Raw genomic sequence first — 14,803 nt, forward strand, 5'->3', positions numbered from 1 at the left:
ATCCCGTGGAGGAATCCGTGAAACGTTCCTGGCCGCTCGACTGGTCGCTGTTCACCTGCGCCTTCACCAAGCACGTGACCTACGCGCCCGACGAGGAGGCCCTGCGCGGGCGGCTGCACGTCACGACCGCGGCGGGCGAGGCCTGGCGGTGCCTGCGCTGCGCGACGTACGTGGTGGGGCCGCCCACCGGACACGGCCCGGCCGACCACGCGCCCGTCGTGGGGCGCGGCAAGCAACTGCGCGACGCGTTCGTGCTGCGCTTCTTCGCGATCGAGCGGCTGCTGCGGGGCCTGGTCATCGGGCTGGCCGCCTACGGGGTGTTCCGCTTCGCGCACAACCGCGAGTCCATCCAGCGCGTGCTCGAGCGGGACCTGCCGCTGCTGAGGACCCTGTTCGGCAACGAGGGCATCGACCTGAGCCACTCCAAGATCTACCACTGGGTCGAGGCGTCGCTGACGGCGGGCACCACCACGCTCACGCTGGTCGGCCTCGGCCTGTCGCTCTACGCGCTGATCGAACTGATCGAGGCGGTCGGCCTGTGGCTGCTCAAGCGCTGGGGCGAGTACTTCGCCTTCGTGGCCACCGCGCTGTTTCTGCCGCTGGAGATCTACGAGCTGATCGAGCGGGTCACCTGGGTACGCGTGGTGATCTTCCTCATCAACGTGGCGCTGTGCGTCTACCTCATCTACACCAAGCGTCTGTTCGGCGTGCGCGGCGGCCGCGCCGCCTACGAGGCCGAACGCCACAGCGCCTCGCTGATCGAGGTCGAGCGCATGGCGGCGGGGCAATGACCCAGGACCTGCTCGTCGCCGGCGTCTCCCTGGCCGACAAGGCCATACGGACGATCGCCGTCTATCTCGTCGTCGCGCTGCTGCTGCGGATGGCGGGCAAGCGCGGGCTCGCCCAGCTCAACAGCTTCGACCTGGTGGTCATGCTGCTGCTCAGCAACGTCGTGCAGAATGCCATCATCGGCCCCGACAACTCGCTGGTCGGCGGCCTGGAGGGCGCGGTGATCCTGGTCGCCTTCAACGCCCTGGTGGTACGGCTGGCGGCCAGGGTCCCGTGGGTGGCCGACCTGTTCGAGGGCCACGCGACGGTCCTGGCCCAGGACGGCCACTACAACGACGGGATCCTGGCCCGGCTGGGCCTGCGCAAGGCGGACGTGGACGTCTCCATCCAGCGCCAGGGCGGCAACAGCGTCCGCGACACCAGCCTGGTCACGCTGGAGCCCGGCGGCGCCGTGGTGGTCCGCCTGCGCAAGGAGGAGGAGAACGCCACCCGCGGCGACATCTCCTCCCTGGCCGACCGCCTCGAGCACATCGAGCGGCAGCTCGACGCCCTGGTCAACCGGCGCTGACGGCGAAGGCCTCGACCTCGATCAGGTAGCCGTCGCCGCCCAGCCGTTCCACCCCGATCAGCGCGTCGGCCGGCTTGAGCTCACCGAACAGCCGCACCCTGGCCTCCTCGATCACCGGGATGTGCTCCCGCTGGAAGCCCACCACGTAAATCGTGATCTTGGCGACCTCCTCGGGGCCGGAACCGGCCGCCGCCAGCGCGCGGCCCAGGTTGGCGAACGCCTGGCGGGCCTGCGCGGCCAGGTCGCCGGGGCCGACCAGGTCTCCGCGCTCGTCCTCGGGCTCCTGCCCCGCGATGAACACCAGCCTGGTGCCCGTCCCGATCACCACGTGGCTGTAGGTCTGCGGCGTGGGCAGGTCGGCGGGATTGAGGTACTCAAGCGCCATGGTCACTCCGGTTCAGTTGGATGTTCTGCTCGAGCCGGGCGAGCACCCGCTCGAAGGCGGCCACGTCCTCCTCCTCCAGCCCGGTACGCAGGCGCCGATCCCAGTCCACCACGACCTCGCGCAGCCGGTGGAAGAGCCGCTCGCCCTCCTCGGTCAGCTCGACCACGTGCACCCGCCGGTTCTCCGGATCGCGGCGGCGCACGACCAGCCCGGAGCGCTCCATCGCGTTGAGGTGGTGGGTGAGCGTGGCGCCCTGGATGCCGATGCTCGCCGCAATCTGACGCTGGTTGCCCTGGGTGCGCGACTTGACCGTGAGGAGCACCTGCCAGATCGGCAGCGAACCGCCTGCCTCGGCGAGCGCGTCATCGAAGGCCCTGCTCAGCACCCTGGCGGTGTTCGTGAGCCTGAGCCCGATCGGTCCTGTCATGGAGCCGATCATAGCATAACATTTGACATCTAACGCTTAGATATCTAACGTAATGGCCATGGATACCAACCAGGAAGTACGCGAACTCGGACAGCGCTGGGCAGAGGCCGAGCAGCGCGGCGACAACGCCGCGCTGGCGGAGCTGGCCGCCGACGATTTCACGCTGGTCGGCCCGCTCGGCTTCGTGCTCGTCCGAGACCAGTGGGTCAACCGCTACGGCAACGGCGGCCTGGTCACCCACGAGCTGAGCTGGGACGACTACACGATCAGGGAGTACGGCGACGTGACCGTGGCCGTCGGGGTGGTCACCCAGAAGGCGGAGTTCCAGGGCCGGCCGGCCGACGGGCGCTTCCGCGTGACCCAGATCAGCGTGCGCCGTGACGGCCGCAGGCTGCTCGCCGGGCTGCACTACAGCCCGATCGCCACTCCCCCTGGCCGCTGACCTCCCGTTCCCCGGTGTCCGGATCTACTCTCGAAGTGGAAGGGACACCATCATGGTTGCTACTTTCATCGTCCTCGCCCTGGTCGCGCTGGCGGTCATCTGGACGGTGCTCGCCGGAATCAGGGTCGTCAACCAGATCGAGCGCGGGGTCGTCTTCCGGTTCGGCAAGGCCCAGCGGCAGATCCGCGGGCCCGGGCTCACGCTGCTGATCCCGTACGTGGACCGGATGAGGAAGGTCAACGTGCAGATCGTCACCATGCCGATCCCCACGCAGGAGGGCATCACCCGCGACAACGTCTCCGTGCAGGTGGACGCCGTCGCGTACTTCAGAGTGCAGGATCCGCTGCGCGCGGCGATCGAGGTGCAGAACTACCTGTTCGCGGTCGAGCAGGTCTCCCAGACCTCGCTCCGGTCGATCATCGGCAAGAGCCTGCTGGACGACCTGCTGACCAACAGGGAGGAGCTCAACAAGGGCCTGGCCCTCATGATCGACAGCCCGGCGCTCAGCTGGGGCATCCACATCGACCGCGTCGAGATCAAGGACGTGCAACTGCCCGACTCCATGAAGCGGTCGATGTCGCGCCAGGCCGAGGCCGAGCGCGAACGCAGAGCCAGGGTCATCACGGCGGACGGCGAGTACCAGGCGGCGCAGAAGCTGGCCGACGCCTCGGCCATCATGTCCGAGACACCCGGCGCGCTCCAGCTGCGCCTGCTGCAGACGGTGGTCGAGGTGGCCGCAGAGAAGACCTCCACGCTCGTCATGCCACTGCCCGTCGAGCTGCTGCGCTTCTTCGAAAGAGCCAGCCAACCGGCCGAGCAGCGCTCGGAGAAGGCGTCGGCGGAACGGGCGGAGCGGCCTGCCGAGCGGCCCGCCGTACCCAAGCAACCCACACCCGAGGGCCTCGCGGAACGGCCGGCCGTACCCGAAATCTCAGCGCCAGAGGAGAGTGGTCTGGACAGCGGCGTTTCCTGAATTTAGCTTCGTGGCATCGGGCGCCATTGGCCGCTGGCGCCCCGGCCGCGAGGGAGCTCTCGGACGTGATTCCGACCGTCGATGTCGTGGCCGCGAAGCTGCGCGAGATCTGCGTTCTCTATCCGGATCTGTGCAGGACGCGCCGGATCGGCTACTCCCGGCTCGGCGAGCCGCTGGACATGCTCTCCATCGGCGACGGCCGCGAGCACGCGCTGGTCATCGGCGGCCCGCACGCCAACGAGCCGGTCGGCTTCCTGACCGTGCTACGCCTGGCCAAGCTGCTGTGCGAGGGCGAGCGGCACGGCTTCACCTGGCATCTGATCGGCTGCGTCGACCCCGACGGCGCCCGGCTCAACGAGGGCTGGTACTCCGGGCCGTTCACCGTCGCGCACCACCACCGCCACTTCTACCGGCCCGCGCTGGCCGACCAGCCGGAGTGGACGTTCCCGGTCGACGCCGGGGCCAAGCGCTTCAACAGGCCGCTGCCGGAGACCAGGGCGCTGATGCGGGTCATCGACGACCTGCGGCCCGCGTTCCTGTTCTCGCTGCACAACGCCGACTTCGGCGGCGCCTACTTCCAGATCAGCCGCCCCCTGCCCGGCCTGGCCGGCGAGCTGGCCGCGCTCGCGGTGAGCCACGGGGTGCCGCTCGACCTGGCCCCCATCGACACGGTCGGCTACGAGGTCGCCGGGCCCGGCGTCACGCTGCTGCCCTCGGCCGACTGGACCGACTTCGCCGACTCCTGCGGCGGCGAGCCGACCTACGGCGCCTCCAGCTGGCAGTACGCCGACCGGCACGGCACGTTCACGCTGATCGCCGAGGTGCCGCTGTGGACCTCGCCCGGCTGCGACGACCGCGCCCCCGCAGGCGTGTCAGAACGGCGGCTGCTCGAGGAGGCCACGGTACGGCTGCGCCACGAGATCGCCCCGATCGCCCGGCTGCGCGAGGCCACGGGACCCGCGGTCACCTCGCCCTTCCACGCCGCGGTCGACGACACGCTGGACGTGTGCGACCGGCTGATCGCCGCGATGAAGCGCGCCGCCCTCCAGGCCACCGCCACCCGCCCCGTCTCCCGCGCCGAGGTCGGCGGCATCCGCGACACGGTCCGCCGCCTGTCCCTGCGTACGGCCGGCATGTTCGTGCGCCTGCTGGAGGAGGAGCCGGCAGCGGGGCTGGCGGTGCACATGGAGGCCAGGGCCGTGCTGCACCGGCTGTCGGCCGCCGCGCAGACCGAGGTCGTCACCCCCGACGACCCGCTGACCAGGATCGTGGAGATCCAGACCAGGGCCGCCCTGATCAGCGCCGCCCACCTGCGGGCGACTGTACGGCGGGCCGCGCGCACCATACCGTCGTGACCGTGAACTCTGTGTATGTCGTCGACGCCGTCCGCACCCCCTTCGGCCGCTACGGCGGGATCCTGGCCGGGATCCGCCCTGACGACCTGGCCGCCCACGTCGTCAAGGAACTGCTGGCCAGGACCCCTGCCACCGTGGACGAGGTGATCCTCGGCAACGCCAACGGCGCAGGCGAGGACAACCGCAACGTCGCCAGGATGGCGGCGCTGCTCGCGGGCCTGCCCGTGTCCGTGCCCGGCGTGACCGTCAACCGGCTGTGCGGCTCGGGCATGGAGGCCGTCATCCAGGCCTACCGGGCGATCGCGCTCGGCGACGCCTCGGTGGTCGTGGCGGGCGGCGTGGAGTCGATGAGCCGGGCGCCCTGGGTGCTGCCCAAGCCGGAGCGCGCCTTCCCGGCCGGCAACCAGGAACTGGTGTCCACCACGCTGGGCTGGCGGCTGGTGAACCCGCGCATGCCCGCCGAGTGGACCGTCGCGCTGGGCGAGGGTGCCGAGCTGGTCGCCGACCGGCACGGCGTGACCAGGGCGGAGCAGGACGCCTTCGCGCTGGCCAGCCACGAGAAGGCGGCCAAGGCCGACTTCGGCACCGAGATCGTGCCGATCGGCGAGGCCGTCAGGGACGAGGGCATCCGCACGGACTCCTCGCTGGAGGCACTGGCCAAGCTCAAGCCGGTCTTCCGCGCGGAGGGCACGGTCACCGCGGGCAACTCCTCCCCGCTCAACGACGGCGCGGCGGCGCTGCTGCTGGCCGACGAGGCCGGCCTGGCGGCGATCGGCCGGGAGCCGCTGGCCCGCATCACGGCCAGCGGGGTCAGCGCGCTTGAGCCGCAGTACTTCGGGCTCGGCCCGGTCGAGGCGATCAGGAAGGCCTTGGGCCGCGCCGGCAAGGGCTTCGGCGAGCTGTCCGTCGTGGAGCTGAACGAGGCCTTCGCCGCCCAGGTGCTCGGCTGCCTGGCCGAGCTGCCCGAGCTGGATCCCGCGCTGGTCAACCCGCGCGGCGGCGCCATCGCGATCGGCCACCCGCTGGGCGCCTCCGGTGCCCGCGTCACGGGAGCCGTGGCCCACCAGCTGGCCGCCGCGGGCTCGGGCACCGGCGTGGCCGCGCTGTGCATCGGCGTCGGCCAGGGCCTGGCGGTCGTGCTGGAACGCTAGGGCTTGCGGGCGATGCCCGAGTAGGACAGCTTCGACCACTTCTCGTCCCAGAACATGGTGTCCTGCTCATCGCCGAAGGGCCACTCGTGCGTCACGCCGTTGGCCAGCCCGGGCGGGATGAGCTCGAAGTCACCGAAGAAGGGCATGATCTCCGCCGCCGACCGGGGCCTGAACGGGGTTCCGGTCTGGCGGTAGTTGTCCACGAGCCTGCCCATCCGCTCCGGGTCCGTGTCGCCGGCGGTGTGCGAGATCACCAGGTAGCTGCCGGGGACCAGCGCGTCCCGGTAGGCGGCGACCATCGCGTAGGGGTCCTGCTCGTCGGGCACGAAGTGCAGCAGGAACAGCATCAGCACCGCGACGGGCTGCTCGAGATCGAGGTGTTTCCGCGCCTCGATGAGAATGCCGTCGACGTCGCGGGCGTCGGCCTCCACCATCACCACCCTGTCGGGCTCGGCCAGCAGCGCCCTGCCGTGCGTGCAGACGACGGGGTCGTTGTCGACGTACACCACGCGGGCGTCGGGCGGCGCCACCTCGTGCACGTTCTGATGGGTCGGCAGCCCGGAACCCAGATCGAGGAACTGCCGCACACCCTGCCCGACCAGGTACTCCACGAACCGGCCGACCATCCTGCGGTACATCCTGGTGGCCTGCCTGGTCTCGGGCAGCACCCGGAGGACACCCTCGGCCACGTCGCGGTCGGCCTTGAAGTTGTCCTTGCCACCCAGCAGATAGTCGTAGACCCGCGCGGGGTTGGGCACGGTGGGATCGACACCCTTGGGCGCCCACTCTTCCGACATACGGGAGATGATCGCGACTTTTGCGGGTTTCCACCACCCTTCTGGGTTTTCTGGAAAAAGTGTGAAGAGGACCGGCGGGATCGGCGGAATAGAGATGTAACCCCGACGAAGGGACCGCATGCGTATGGTCGCGCCCCCGGAGGTGCCCGTGGCAGCCGACGACGCCACGATCATCGTGCGGTCGGCGCACCATCCGGAATCGTTCGCCGTCCTGTACGACCGGTACTTCGGCGAGATCCACCGCTACGTCGCCGGACGGCTCGGCACGCAGATCGCCGACGACCTGGCCGCGGAGACGTTCCTGGTGGCGTTCAGGAAACGGCACGCCTTCGATCCCGAGCGCGGCGCCGTACGGCCCTGGCTGTACGGCATCGCCACCAACCTGCTCGCCCAGCATCGCAGGAGCGAGACCCGCAGGCTGGCGGCGTTACAGCGGGCGCCGGGAGAGCCGGCGCAGGACGGGCACGAGGACCGGGTCACCGCCAAGGTGGCCGCCGCGAACGTACAGGGGCGGCTCGCGGCCGCGCTCAAGCGCCTGTCCGACGGTGACCGCGACGTGCTGCTGCTCGTGGCGCTGGCCGACCTGAGCTACGAGGAGGTGGCCCAGACGCTCGGCATCCCGTTCGGGACGGTCGGGTCGCGGCTCAACCGGGTGCGCAAGAAGCTGCGCAGGGCCCTGGGCAGCGTCAACCCGATGATCGGAGGGCTCGATGGATGAGCTGGAGGCCGTGCGCGAACTCCTCTCCGAACCCGCGCCCACGCCCGAGGCCGTCGCCTCGGGCCGTGCCCAGCTCCAGGCTCTGCTCGCCGTACAGGACTCTCATGGTGAGCGGTCCACGGCGAGGTGGCGGGGGCGCTGGTGGAGGCCGGTGCGGAACGGGCTGATCGGGGCGGCCGCGGCCATCGCGGTGGCGCTGGCGGTGGCCGTGCCGTCGGATTCGCTGCGCATCTCGCCCGATCCCGACCAGGAGCTGCCGAGCGCCCGGCAGGTGCTACTGACCGCGGCCGGCGCGATGGCCAGGGCGCCGGCCGACGGGGCGTACTGGCGGACCGGGATCGTGACCGGCCAGCTGTTCCTCTCCCCCGACCGCCGCTACGTGATCGAGCGCAGGTCGGAGCGTGAGATCTGGCTCAGAAGGTACGGCGGGCGGGACCGCTGGACCGGCCGCTACCTCGGCGCCCACCCGGCCACGGCCAAGGACGAGCAGGCCTGGCGGGAGGCGGGCGAGCCCGGCAGGTGGCGCTACCCGGCGGACGTGGCGGGGCTCGGCCGCATCTCGCCGCAGGCGCTGGTGCAGGCTTCGCCGGGCGTCCAGCAGGGCGGGATCCACCGGGTCGGCTGGCGCAACGCCGACGGCATCCTGACCAAGCAGCTGGTCACCTGGAAGGCGCTGGGCACGGTCCCCGCCGACCCGGCCAGGCTGCGTGCCTTCCTGGTGAGCGCCATCGTCCGCGAGAACGGTGCCTACGTCGGGCGCGAGATGGAGGCAGAGCTGCGCGACACCTGCCTGGAGCTGATCACGGCGCTGCCCGTCCCGCCCGAGGTGCGGGCGGCCGCCTACGAGATCCTCGCCTCGATCCCCGGCATGCGGGCCGAGGGCCAGGTGACCGATCCGCTCGGCCGTACCGGGCAGGCGCTGGGCTACCAGGTCGTCAGGGAGGGGCGGCTCACCGACGAGCGGCTCGTCGTCGACCCGGGCAGCGGGCTGCCGCTGGCCCAGCAGACCACCAACCCAAGCCGGACCGCCGACGGCCGCGACGTCGAGGTCGGCTATTTCACCGCCTACCAGCAGATCGGCTGGACCGACGAGGAGCCGACCCCATGAGAGTGACCCTTGACCAGATTCGCGCGCAGACGTACAAGGCGCGGGACGCCTGGTGGACCGTGTTCCTGGTCGACCCGCTGGCGGGACGCCTGGTGCGGCTCCTGGCCAGAACCCCGGTGACGCCCAACCAGATCACCTGGGCCGCCTTCCTGCTGGGTCTGGGTTCCGCCGGGTGCTTCCTGGGGGCCGACCGGCCGTGGCTGGTGGCGGGGGCGGTGCTGTACCACCTGAGCTTCGTGCTGGACTGCGTGGACGGCAAGATCGCCCGGCTCAAGGGCACGGGGACCGTGCTGGGTGGCTGGCTCGACTACGTCTTCGACCGGATCCGGGTGCTGGCCTGCGCGCTGGCGCTCACCTGGGGGCAGTTCAGCCTGACCGGGCGGGAGTTCTACCTGGTGCTCGGCGTGCTGGTCGTGTTCCTCGACATGCTGCGGTACGTCGACGCGCTGCAGGTGGCGAAGGTACGGCGGGAGATGCGGCGGCGGCTGGACGAGGCGGCGGGGGAACCGCAGGAGCCGGCCGATCTCCAGCAGAACTTCCGCGCACACTTCGGGTGGTACATCCTGGTTCGTGACTGGCTGCGCGACCACCGGGTGCGGGCGCATCTGGTCAGCGGGATCGAGTTCCAGATGGCGGTGTTCATCGTGGGGCCGCTGACCGGGTGGATCGTGTCTGTGACGGTGGCCGCCGGGGTACTCCTGCTGGTGTTCGAGCTGGCCATCATGGTCAAGTTGTGGATGTCGACACGCGACCTCGCGCGGGAACTGGCCAAGTTCCCCGGCCTGCCGTACAACTCAGAGCGGGGTGAGCGATGCGTAAATACGTGATCATGGGGGTCCAGGGCAGCGGGAAGGGCACGCAGTGCGGGCTGCTCGCGGCCGACCTGGACCTGGTGCACATCAGCGTCGGCGACATCTTCCGCTGGCACGTCAAGACCCACACCAAGCTGGGCGCCCAGGTCAAGCGCATCGTGGCGGCCGGCGAGCTCGTCGGGGACGACATGGTGGAGAACGTCGTGCGTGACCGGTTGCAGCAGCACGACTGGAACTACGGCTTCGTCATCGACGGGTTCCCGCGCAACAGGAAGCAGGCGGAGTTCTTCCTGGAGAGCTACGACATCGACGGGGTCATCCACCTCGACCTGCCTGACGAGGAGGTGTGGCGGCGCGTCCTGGCGCGGCGGCTGTGCTCGCGGTGCGGGATGGACTACAACCTCATCGCCCACCGGCCCTCGGTCGAGGGGCGGTGCGACGTGTGCGGGGGCGAGCTGGTCAGCCGGGCGGACGACACGCCTGACGCGCTGGCCACGCGGCTGCGCGAGTACCACGGGAAGATCGATCCGGTGCTCGAGCTGTTCCGCGGCAAGGAGTTCGTCACGACGGTGGACGCGCGCGCCGACAAGACCACGGTCCAGCAGACCATCAGGACCCGTCTCGACCTGCCCGCCTACGTCCCCTGACATTTCCGGGCAAGCCGACGATCACCGGGCCGGGCCCGCCGAGGACTGTCATCCTTGGCCGGGTCATGGCGGAGTACACAGCGGCCCAAGCCGCGTTCGGGCAGGTGGCGGCCCTCGCCGCCGGTCATCACGCCGACCTCGACCAGCCGGTACGCCTCATGCAGGCGCACACCTGGGTCGGCGGTGGCGCCCCCGCCTTCGCCGCCGATCTCGCCGCCCACCGCGCGGCCCTCCAATCCGCCCTCACCGACGCCCTGCGCTCCCTCGCGGACCTGGTCGTACGGCACGGCGGCCCGCCACCCGCGGTCCCGGTTTTGACCACCTCGGTCACCACCATGAGTCCGGCCCCCAGCGGCTACCAGGGCATCGACCCGCACGCCATGACGGCCCTGATCTCCACCCTCGACCACGCCTCCCACACCCTGCCCGCCGCCGGGACCCGCCTGTCGTCCGCTCTGTCCGCCCAGGGCCTCTCTCCCCAACCCGGCCGGACCCTGGCCCGCATCGCCCAGTGGACCGCGACCACCGGCACCGACCTCCGCCGCCGCCTGACCCGCATCCAGCGAACGGTCCCGTGGACCACCCTGCCCGCCTCCGTGGCGGCCTACGACCTGTTCGCCTCCGCCGCGAGCGCTCCCCTTCTGACAGGCGTGGCGGCAGGCGACCCCGCTGCGAGCGCCCCCCTCCTGGCAGGCGTGGCGGCGGGCGACCCCGCTGCGGTCCAAGCCATGCTGGCCGTACAGGAACGGGGCAAGGACCCCACTCTCGCCGCCCGTATCAACGCCTGGTGGCACACCCTGTCCCCTGGGCTCCAGCGATCCCTCCTGGAGATACCGGCCTTCGGCCTCCTCAACGGCCTCCCCGCCACGGCCCGCGACCAGGCCAACCGCCACTGGCTCTCCATCGAGAAGACCCGCCTGACCCAGGAACTCGACGCCACCGACGTCCGCGCCAACCCATCCCTCCTCGGCGCGTGGGAACGCATCTCCAACGAACTGCGCCGCCTGACCCTCATCGAACAGACCCTCCACCCCGTCCACGGCTTCCCACCCCCCATGCTCCTGTCCTTCAACCCCACCGGCCAGGGCCGCCTCATCCTCTCCTGGGGCAACCCCGACACCGCCGACACCACCATCACGTCGGTATCCGGCCTGTCGTCCCAGCTGGACTCCGTCCACGGCGACCTGGAACGCTCCCGATCCCTGTGGCAGCAGGCCACCAAGACCAGCGGCGACCACACGGTCGCCGCCATCACCTGGTACGGCTACGACGCCCCCCAACTCGACCCCGGCCTCCTGGACCCCGGCCGCTCCGTGGCCTCCTCATCAGCCGCCACCAAGGGCGGCGCGGCCCTGGCCGCCTTCCAGGACGGCCTCCACGCCGCCCACGCACCCTCGAGTACGGCTCGCGCCGTCATCGTCGGCCACAGCTACGGCTCCCTCACCACCGGCCACGCGGCCACCCTCCGCCCAGGCAAACTGGCGGACGACCTCATCCTCATCGGCAGCCCCGGCGTAGACGTCCACCATGCGTCGGACCTTGGCCTGGACTCCAAACACGTCTGGGTAGGCGAAGCCGGCGGCGACCCGGTAGCGGCCCTCGGCCGCTTCAAAACCGACCCCGGCCACAAATCCTTCGGCGCCACCCCCTTCCCGGTAGGCCGCCAAGTCTGGACCTCCGCCCATAGCAGCTACTGGGACCGAGCCTCACCTTCGCTGCGGAATATGGGACGAATCATCAATGGCCAGTACGACAAGCTCACATCGCCGGAGCCACTCAACCAGCACCCGCAACTACTAATGCCGGAACTAGCTCCCGACCTGGTCCAGCCGCCCGAGAGGTGACGTGTAAGTGGTCCGCTCTATATTCGTCCTCTTTCTTTTCATATCGGGGTGCACAATGAATGATCAGACTATGACTCAAGCGCAAGCCCTTACTCGAGTCGAACGCTTGATTCGCGACACCGCATCAGCTATCTCACCCACACCAAAGCTCGATCCCGTCGTCCACGGGAGTGCGTCCAGCGCCTGCCTGGACGGCACACACGCCGAAGATCAAGTTGTCGTTAACCGCGCCTACTGGCTGCGGGAGGTACCCAAGGCCGAGTTCATGACCGTATCCCGGCAGGTCCGCGCCTACTGGCAAAGCCAAGGTCACCGAATCACCGCATCCGGCCAAGCAGGGAACCCGGACCTCAGTGCGGAAACTGAGCCAGACGGATTTCGGCTTTCACTAACGTGGGCCGAAAGCGACAGCCTCTTCCTCGATGTCGCATCTCCCTGCGTCTGGCCCGACGGAACACCAGAATCCAAATAGGGAAGCAAATCTACGGATGATGTGAGCGGTCAGGGCTGGCTTCCTGGGGCGTATCGTCCGGCTGCGGATAGTCGCCTCGTGCTGATCAAGGTAGGCGGGCTGCGAGGTGGGCCATTGCGTGGAGGAAGGTGGGGACGTCGGGGATGGAGGGTGCCTGGGCTTCGTAGGTACGGACTCGGGTGTTGAGGGCGGTGCTCAGGGCTTTGAGGCGGGCTTGCTGGTCGGTGAGGGAGGCGACTGTGATCGAGGTCCAGTCGTCCAGGTCCATGCCCACCGTCAGGTCGAGCAGGAGTTCGTTCTGCTCGAGTACGTCTTCCAGCTGGGGCGGGCGGGGAGACCGTAGCGAGGTGAGCAGGCGTTGTTTGCGGTGAGGGCCGGGGGCGACTGCGAACAGGTTGATCGAGGAGGAGGCGTCCCACAGGGCCTGCTGAAGGTGAACGAGGTCAGCGAAGGCGTCCACTTCGAAGAGGCCGGCCTGGTGGGCGTGCGCGCGTTCCCACGGCGTCGACGGTATCGATACGCCGGCGCGAGCCGGGGTGAAGCCCTGAATGCGGTCGGCCGCGAGCTTCTCGGCATCGATGGAGTACTCCCAGTCGACCAAGGAGAAGGGCTTGCCGATACTCTGAGCGGCCGAGTCACGGTGCCATAAGGGGATGGCGTAGCGGGCGAAACCCTCGCTCAGCTCCCAGACGAGCCCCTGATAGACCGCGAGTTCCTCACGTTCGCAGTTGTTGATCGCGAACTCCGTGTATGGGGTCGGCTCCTCCGACGGCCAGTCGCCGTAAAGCCCCTGCCAGTGCACTTCGACCGGAGTCGCTTCCCCGGGCAGGTAGACGTTCACGAAGGCATCGAGGGGCTCGAAGTGGATCGGGTTCATTCGAGTTCTCCCAGGAGTTTCGCTTTTGCGGTCTGGTGGGATGTGGCTCCAGTCCATGTCTGTGGCCCACAGAGCGTTGAGCGAGCGCCACGCCTCGGTCTTGCGCCCCAGGTTGCGTAGGTGGCGGAGCTTCAGTGGAGGGTGTGGCGGGCTTCGGTGATGGCTGTGTCCAGGGGGTGGTCGGGGGTGGGGGTGTGGGTGCGCGTGGCGGCTACGCGTTCGCAGGCGAGGATGATTTCGAGGGGTTCGAGGGTGCGGAGGCAGAGGCGGGCGGCCTGGGTGGCGAAGGAGGCGTGGTCCTCTGTGCCGCGGGAGATCACCGCCGTGCCCGTCGTCACCGGCGTCGCCAGGTGGCATAGTTCGGCGAGGGCGTCGTGGGCGACGTACTCGAGGATCATGGCGCCCGAGTCGCCGGGGCGGGCGGCCAGGAAGGGGAGTTGCCCGGTCATGCCGGGGTCCATGAGAGTGGCCAGGCGGGCGGTGCTGAGCTGGGCCGTCTGGGTGATCGCCGCGCGGAGGGCGTCGAGGGCGAGCGCCACGGGCGCGCCGTGGAAGTTGCCGTTGTGCCAGGCCAGGCCCCCGGCGATGAGCGGGTTCTCCAGTGCCGCGTTCAGGTCGGTCTCCACGACCCGCGAAGCTCGCTCGAGCGCGTCCAGGGCCGCGCCGTGCACCTGGGCGAAGGCGCGGTAGCCGTACGGATCCTGCACGCGCGCCGCCGTCTCGGCGCTCAGGAGTTCGCGCAGCCGCGCGGCGACGAGGGCCTGTCCGGGGTGCGGCCGGGCTTCCTGTACGGCTACCGCCACCGGCTCCGCGGAGGCGTCGACCGCCGAGAAGGACTGGGCGGCGACGTCCACGGCGGCCGAGAGCAGGGTGCGGATGCGGTGGCAGGCGATCGCGGCGTCGGAAAGCGTCAGCGCGCCCGAGCTGATGAACGGCAGGGCGTCACGGGAGTCCAGCGCATAGCGGGGCGGATCGCCGGAAGGGCCCTGCCAGGCGACCTCCCCCAGCAGGCACAAAGCAGTCGTAGACAGGGCAGTAAGGTCACCGGTGCCGATAGCCCCATAAGTCCGGACTGGTGGGGTGAACCCGTCGTTGATCGCGGAAGCCAGCACCGGCAGCACCCCAGGAGAGACCCCGGACCCGCCGACCAGAAGCTGGTTCAGCCGCACCACCAGCATCCCCCGCGCCCGGAACGGCTCCACCAGTTCCCCGGCCCCACCGGCGTGACTGCGCAGCAGCCCGAACCCGCCACCCGAGACGGGCACGTCCTTGTTGGCCCCCACCCCGGTGCTCTGCCCGTACACGGGCCCGGTCAGCTCCTGCGCCGCCCGCCAAGCGGCCCGAGCCCGATCCACCGAGGCGATCGTGACCCGGGCCGTGCCGTACGCGACCTCATGAACCTGCGCGCAGGTCAGGCCGGCACCGTCAAGCTCCATCG

16 protein-coding genes are annotated in these 14,803 nt (G+C 70.0%); 11 read left to right on the forward strand and 5 right to left on the reverse strand.

All coding sequences use genetic code 11. The features are described 5' to 3' along the window. Positions 1–17: 17 nt before the first annotated feature. A complete protein-coding gene (locus tag KIK09_RS58165; RefSeq protein WP_214323219.1) occupies positions 18–791 on the forward strand; it encodes a DUF2127 domain-containing protein in 774 nt (257 codons plus the stop codon). After that, a complete protein-coding gene (locus KIK09_RS32455; RefSeq protein ID WP_214323220.1) occupies positions 788–1,357 on the forward strand; it encodes a DUF421 domain-containing protein in 570 nt (189 codons plus the stop codon). Before KIK09_RS58165 ends, KIK09_RS32455 begins: the two co-directional genes overlap by 4 nt. Here the strand turns inward: KIK09_RS32455 and KIK09_RS32460 are convergent. Both KIK09_RS32460 and KIK09_RS32465 read right to left on the reverse strand, forming a co-directional pair. Next, complete coding sequence (locus KIK09_RS32460; protein ID WP_214323221.1) at positions 1,344–1,742, reverse strand: RidA family protein; 399 nt, start codon at positions 1,740–1,742, stop codon at positions 1,344–1,346. The genes KIK09_RS32455 and KIK09_RS32460 overlap by 14 nt on opposite strands. Beyond that, on the reverse strand, positions 1,732–2,169 hold the full coding sequence (locus KIK09_RS32465; RefSeq protein ID WP_250574124.1) for a MarR family winged helix-turn-helix transcriptional regulator: 438 nt from the start codon (positions 2,167–2,169) through the stop codon (positions 1,732–1,734). Before KIK09_RS32465 ends, KIK09_RS32460 begins: the two co-directional genes overlap by 11 nt. Before the next feature lie 58 nt (positions 2,170–2,227). Between KIK09_RS32465 and KIK09_RS32470 the strand changes: the two genes are divergently transcribed. From KIK09_RS32470 to KIK09_RS32485, 4 genes are all read left to right on the forward strand, one after another. Beyond that, a complete protein-coding gene (locus KIK09_RS32470; RefSeq protein ID WP_214323223.1) occupies positions 2,228–2,611 on the forward strand; it encodes a nuclear transport factor 2 family protein in 384 nt (127 codons plus the stop codon). 52 nt (positions 2,612–2,663) lie between these two features. Beyond that, positions 2,664–3,584, forward strand: a complete 921-nt coding sequence (locus KIK09_RS32475; RefSeq protein WP_214323224.1) for a slipin family protein — start codon at positions 2,664–2,666, stop codon at positions 3,582–3,584. A gap of 65 nt (positions 3,585–3,649) precedes the next feature. Beyond that, on the forward strand, positions 3,650–4,939 hold the full coding sequence (locus KIK09_RS32480) for a M14 family zinc carboxypeptidase (protein ID WP_214323225.1): 1,290 nt from the start codon (positions 3,650–3,652) through the stop codon (positions 4,937–4,939). Positions 4,940–4,941: 2 nt separating this feature from the next. Beyond that, complete coding sequence (locus KIK09_RS32485; protein WP_214323226.1) at positions 4,942–6,090, forward strand: thiolase family protein; 1,149 nt, start codon at positions 4,942–4,944, stop codon at positions 6,088–6,090. Here the strand turns inward: KIK09_RS32485 and KIK09_RS32490 are convergent. After that, positions 6,087–6,887, reverse strand: coding sequence for an SAM-dependent methyltransferase (locus KIK09_RS32490; protein WP_214323227.1), 801 nt, complete (start codon positions 6,885–6,887; stop codon positions 6,087–6,089). The two genes, KIK09_RS32485 and KIK09_RS32490, sit on opposite strands and share 4 nt — an antisense overlap. Positions 6,888–7,005: 118 nt before the next feature. Here KIK09_RS32490 and KIK09_RS32495 point away from each other — a divergent pair, with 118 nt between their 5' ends. From KIK09_RS32495 to KIK09_RS32515, 5 genes are all read left to right on the forward strand, one after another. Next, the gene (locus tag KIK09_RS32495; RefSeq protein ID WP_250574126.1) at positions 7,006–7,605 is read left to right on the forward strand and encodes an RNA polymerase sigma factor; all 600 of its coding nucleotides are present in this window, start codon (positions 7,006–7,008) and stop codon (positions 7,603–7,605) included. Then, positions 7,598–8,713 carry a CU044_5270 family protein gene (locus KIK09_RS32500; RefSeq protein ID WP_214323228.1) on the forward strand — a complete coding sequence of 372 codons (1,116 nt, stop codon included), beginning with the start codon at positions 7,598–7,600 and terminating at the stop codon, positions 8,711–8,713. The genes KIK09_RS32495 and KIK09_RS32500 overlap by 8 nt, the downstream gene beginning before the upstream one ends. Continuing rightward, positions 8,710–9,540, forward strand: a complete 831-nt coding sequence (locus tag KIK09_RS32505) for a CDP-alcohol phosphatidyltransferase family protein (protein ID WP_214323229.1) — start codon at positions 8,710–8,712, stop codon at positions 9,538–9,540. The genes KIK09_RS32500 and KIK09_RS32505 overlap by 4 nt, the downstream gene beginning before the upstream one ends. Continuing rightward, positions 9,525–10,172: an adenylate kinase family protein gene (locus KIK09_RS32510; protein ID WP_214323230.1), complete on the forward strand. Its 648-nt coding sequence runs from the start codon at positions 9,525–9,527 to the stop codon at positions 10,170–10,172. The genes KIK09_RS32505 and KIK09_RS32510 overlap by 16 nt, the downstream gene beginning before the upstream one ends. Positions 10,173–10,237: 65 nt before the next feature. Next, on the forward strand, positions 10,238–12,016 hold the full coding sequence (locus KIK09_RS32515; protein WP_214323231.1) for an alpha/beta hydrolase: 1,779 nt from the start codon (positions 10,238–10,240) through the stop codon (positions 12,014–12,016). A gap of 557 nt (positions 12,017–12,573) precedes the next feature. Here KIK09_RS32515 and KIK09_RS32520 read toward each other — a convergent pair. Beyond that, complete coding sequence (locus KIK09_RS32520) at positions 12,574–13,365, reverse strand: hypothetical protein (RefSeq protein WP_214323232.1); 792 nt, start codon at positions 13,363–13,365, stop codon at positions 12,574–12,576. Positions 13,366–13,496: 131 nt separating this feature from the next. Further along, positions 13,497–14,801, reverse strand: a complete 1,305-nt coding sequence (locus KIK09_RS32525) for an aromatic amino acid ammonia-lyase (RefSeq protein WP_214323233.1) — start codon at positions 14,799–14,801, stop codon at positions 13,497–13,499. Between the last annotated feature and the right edge of the window lie 2 nt (positions 14,802–14,803).

Source organism: Nonomuraea sediminis (assembly GCF_018531495.1).
Lineage (GTDB): Bacteria > Actinomycetota > Actinomycetes > Streptosporangiales > Streptosporangiaceae > Nonomuraea > Nonomuraea sediminis.

What these genes read in the sequence shown, in the direction of transcription:
- KIK09_RS32500 (WP_214323228.1), top strand. Translation starts at nt 7,598, where the DNA reads ATGGATGAGCTGGAGGCCGTGCGCGAACTCCTCTCCGAACCCGCGCCC.
- KIK09_RS32515 (WP_214323231.1), top strand. Translation starts at nt 10,238, where the DNA reads ATGGCGGAGTACACAGCGGCCCAAGCCGCGTTCGGGCAGGTGGCGGCC.
- KIK09_RS32525 (WP_214323233.1), bottom strand. Translation starts at nt 14,801, where the DNA reads ATGGAGCTTGACGGTGCCGGCCTGACCTGCGCGCAGGTTCATGAGGTC.
- KIK09_RS32475 (WP_214323224.1), top strand. Translation starts at nt 2,664, where the DNA reads ATGGTTGCTACTTTCATCGTCCTCGCCCTGGTCGCGCTGGCGGTCATC.
- KIK09_RS32470 (WP_214323223.1), top strand. Translation starts at nt 2,228, where the DNA reads ATGGATACCAACCAGGAAGTACGCGAACTCGGACAGCGCTGGGCAGAG.
- KIK09_RS32460 (WP_214323221.1), bottom strand. Translation starts at nt 1,742, where the DNA reads ATGGCGCTTGAGTACCTCAATCCCGCCGACCTGCCCACGCCGCAGACC.
- KIK09_RS32510 (WP_214323230.1), top strand. Translation starts at nt 9,525, where the DNA reads ATGCGTAAATACGTGATCATGGGGGTCCAGGGCAGCGGGAAGGGCACG.
- KIK09_RS32465 (WP_250574124.1), bottom strand. Translation starts at nt 2,169, where the DNA reads ATGACAGGACCGATCGGGCTCAGGCTCACGAACACCGCCAGGGTGCTG.
- KIK09_RS32520 (WP_214323232.1), bottom strand. Translation starts at nt 13,365, where the DNA reads ATGAACCCGATCCACTTCGAGCCCCTCGATGCCTTCGTGAACGTCTAC.
- KIK09_RS32505 (WP_214323229.1), top strand. Translation starts at nt 8,710, where the DNA reads ATGAGAGTGACCCTTGACCAGATTCGCGCGCAGACGTACAAGGCGCGG.
- KIK09_RS32490 (WP_214323227.1), bottom strand. Translation starts at nt 6,887, where the DNA reads ATGTCGGAAGAGTGGGCGCCCAAGGGTGTCGATCCCACCGTGCCCAAC.
- KIK09_RS32455 (WP_214323220.1), top strand. Translation starts at nt 788, where the DNA reads ATGACCCAGGACCTGCTCGTCGCCGGCGTCTCCCTGGCCGACAAGGCC.
- KIK09_RS32495 (WP_250574126.1), top strand. Translation starts at nt 7,006, where the DNA reads ATGCGTATGGTCGCGCCCCCGGAGGTGCCCGTGGCAGCCGACGACGCC.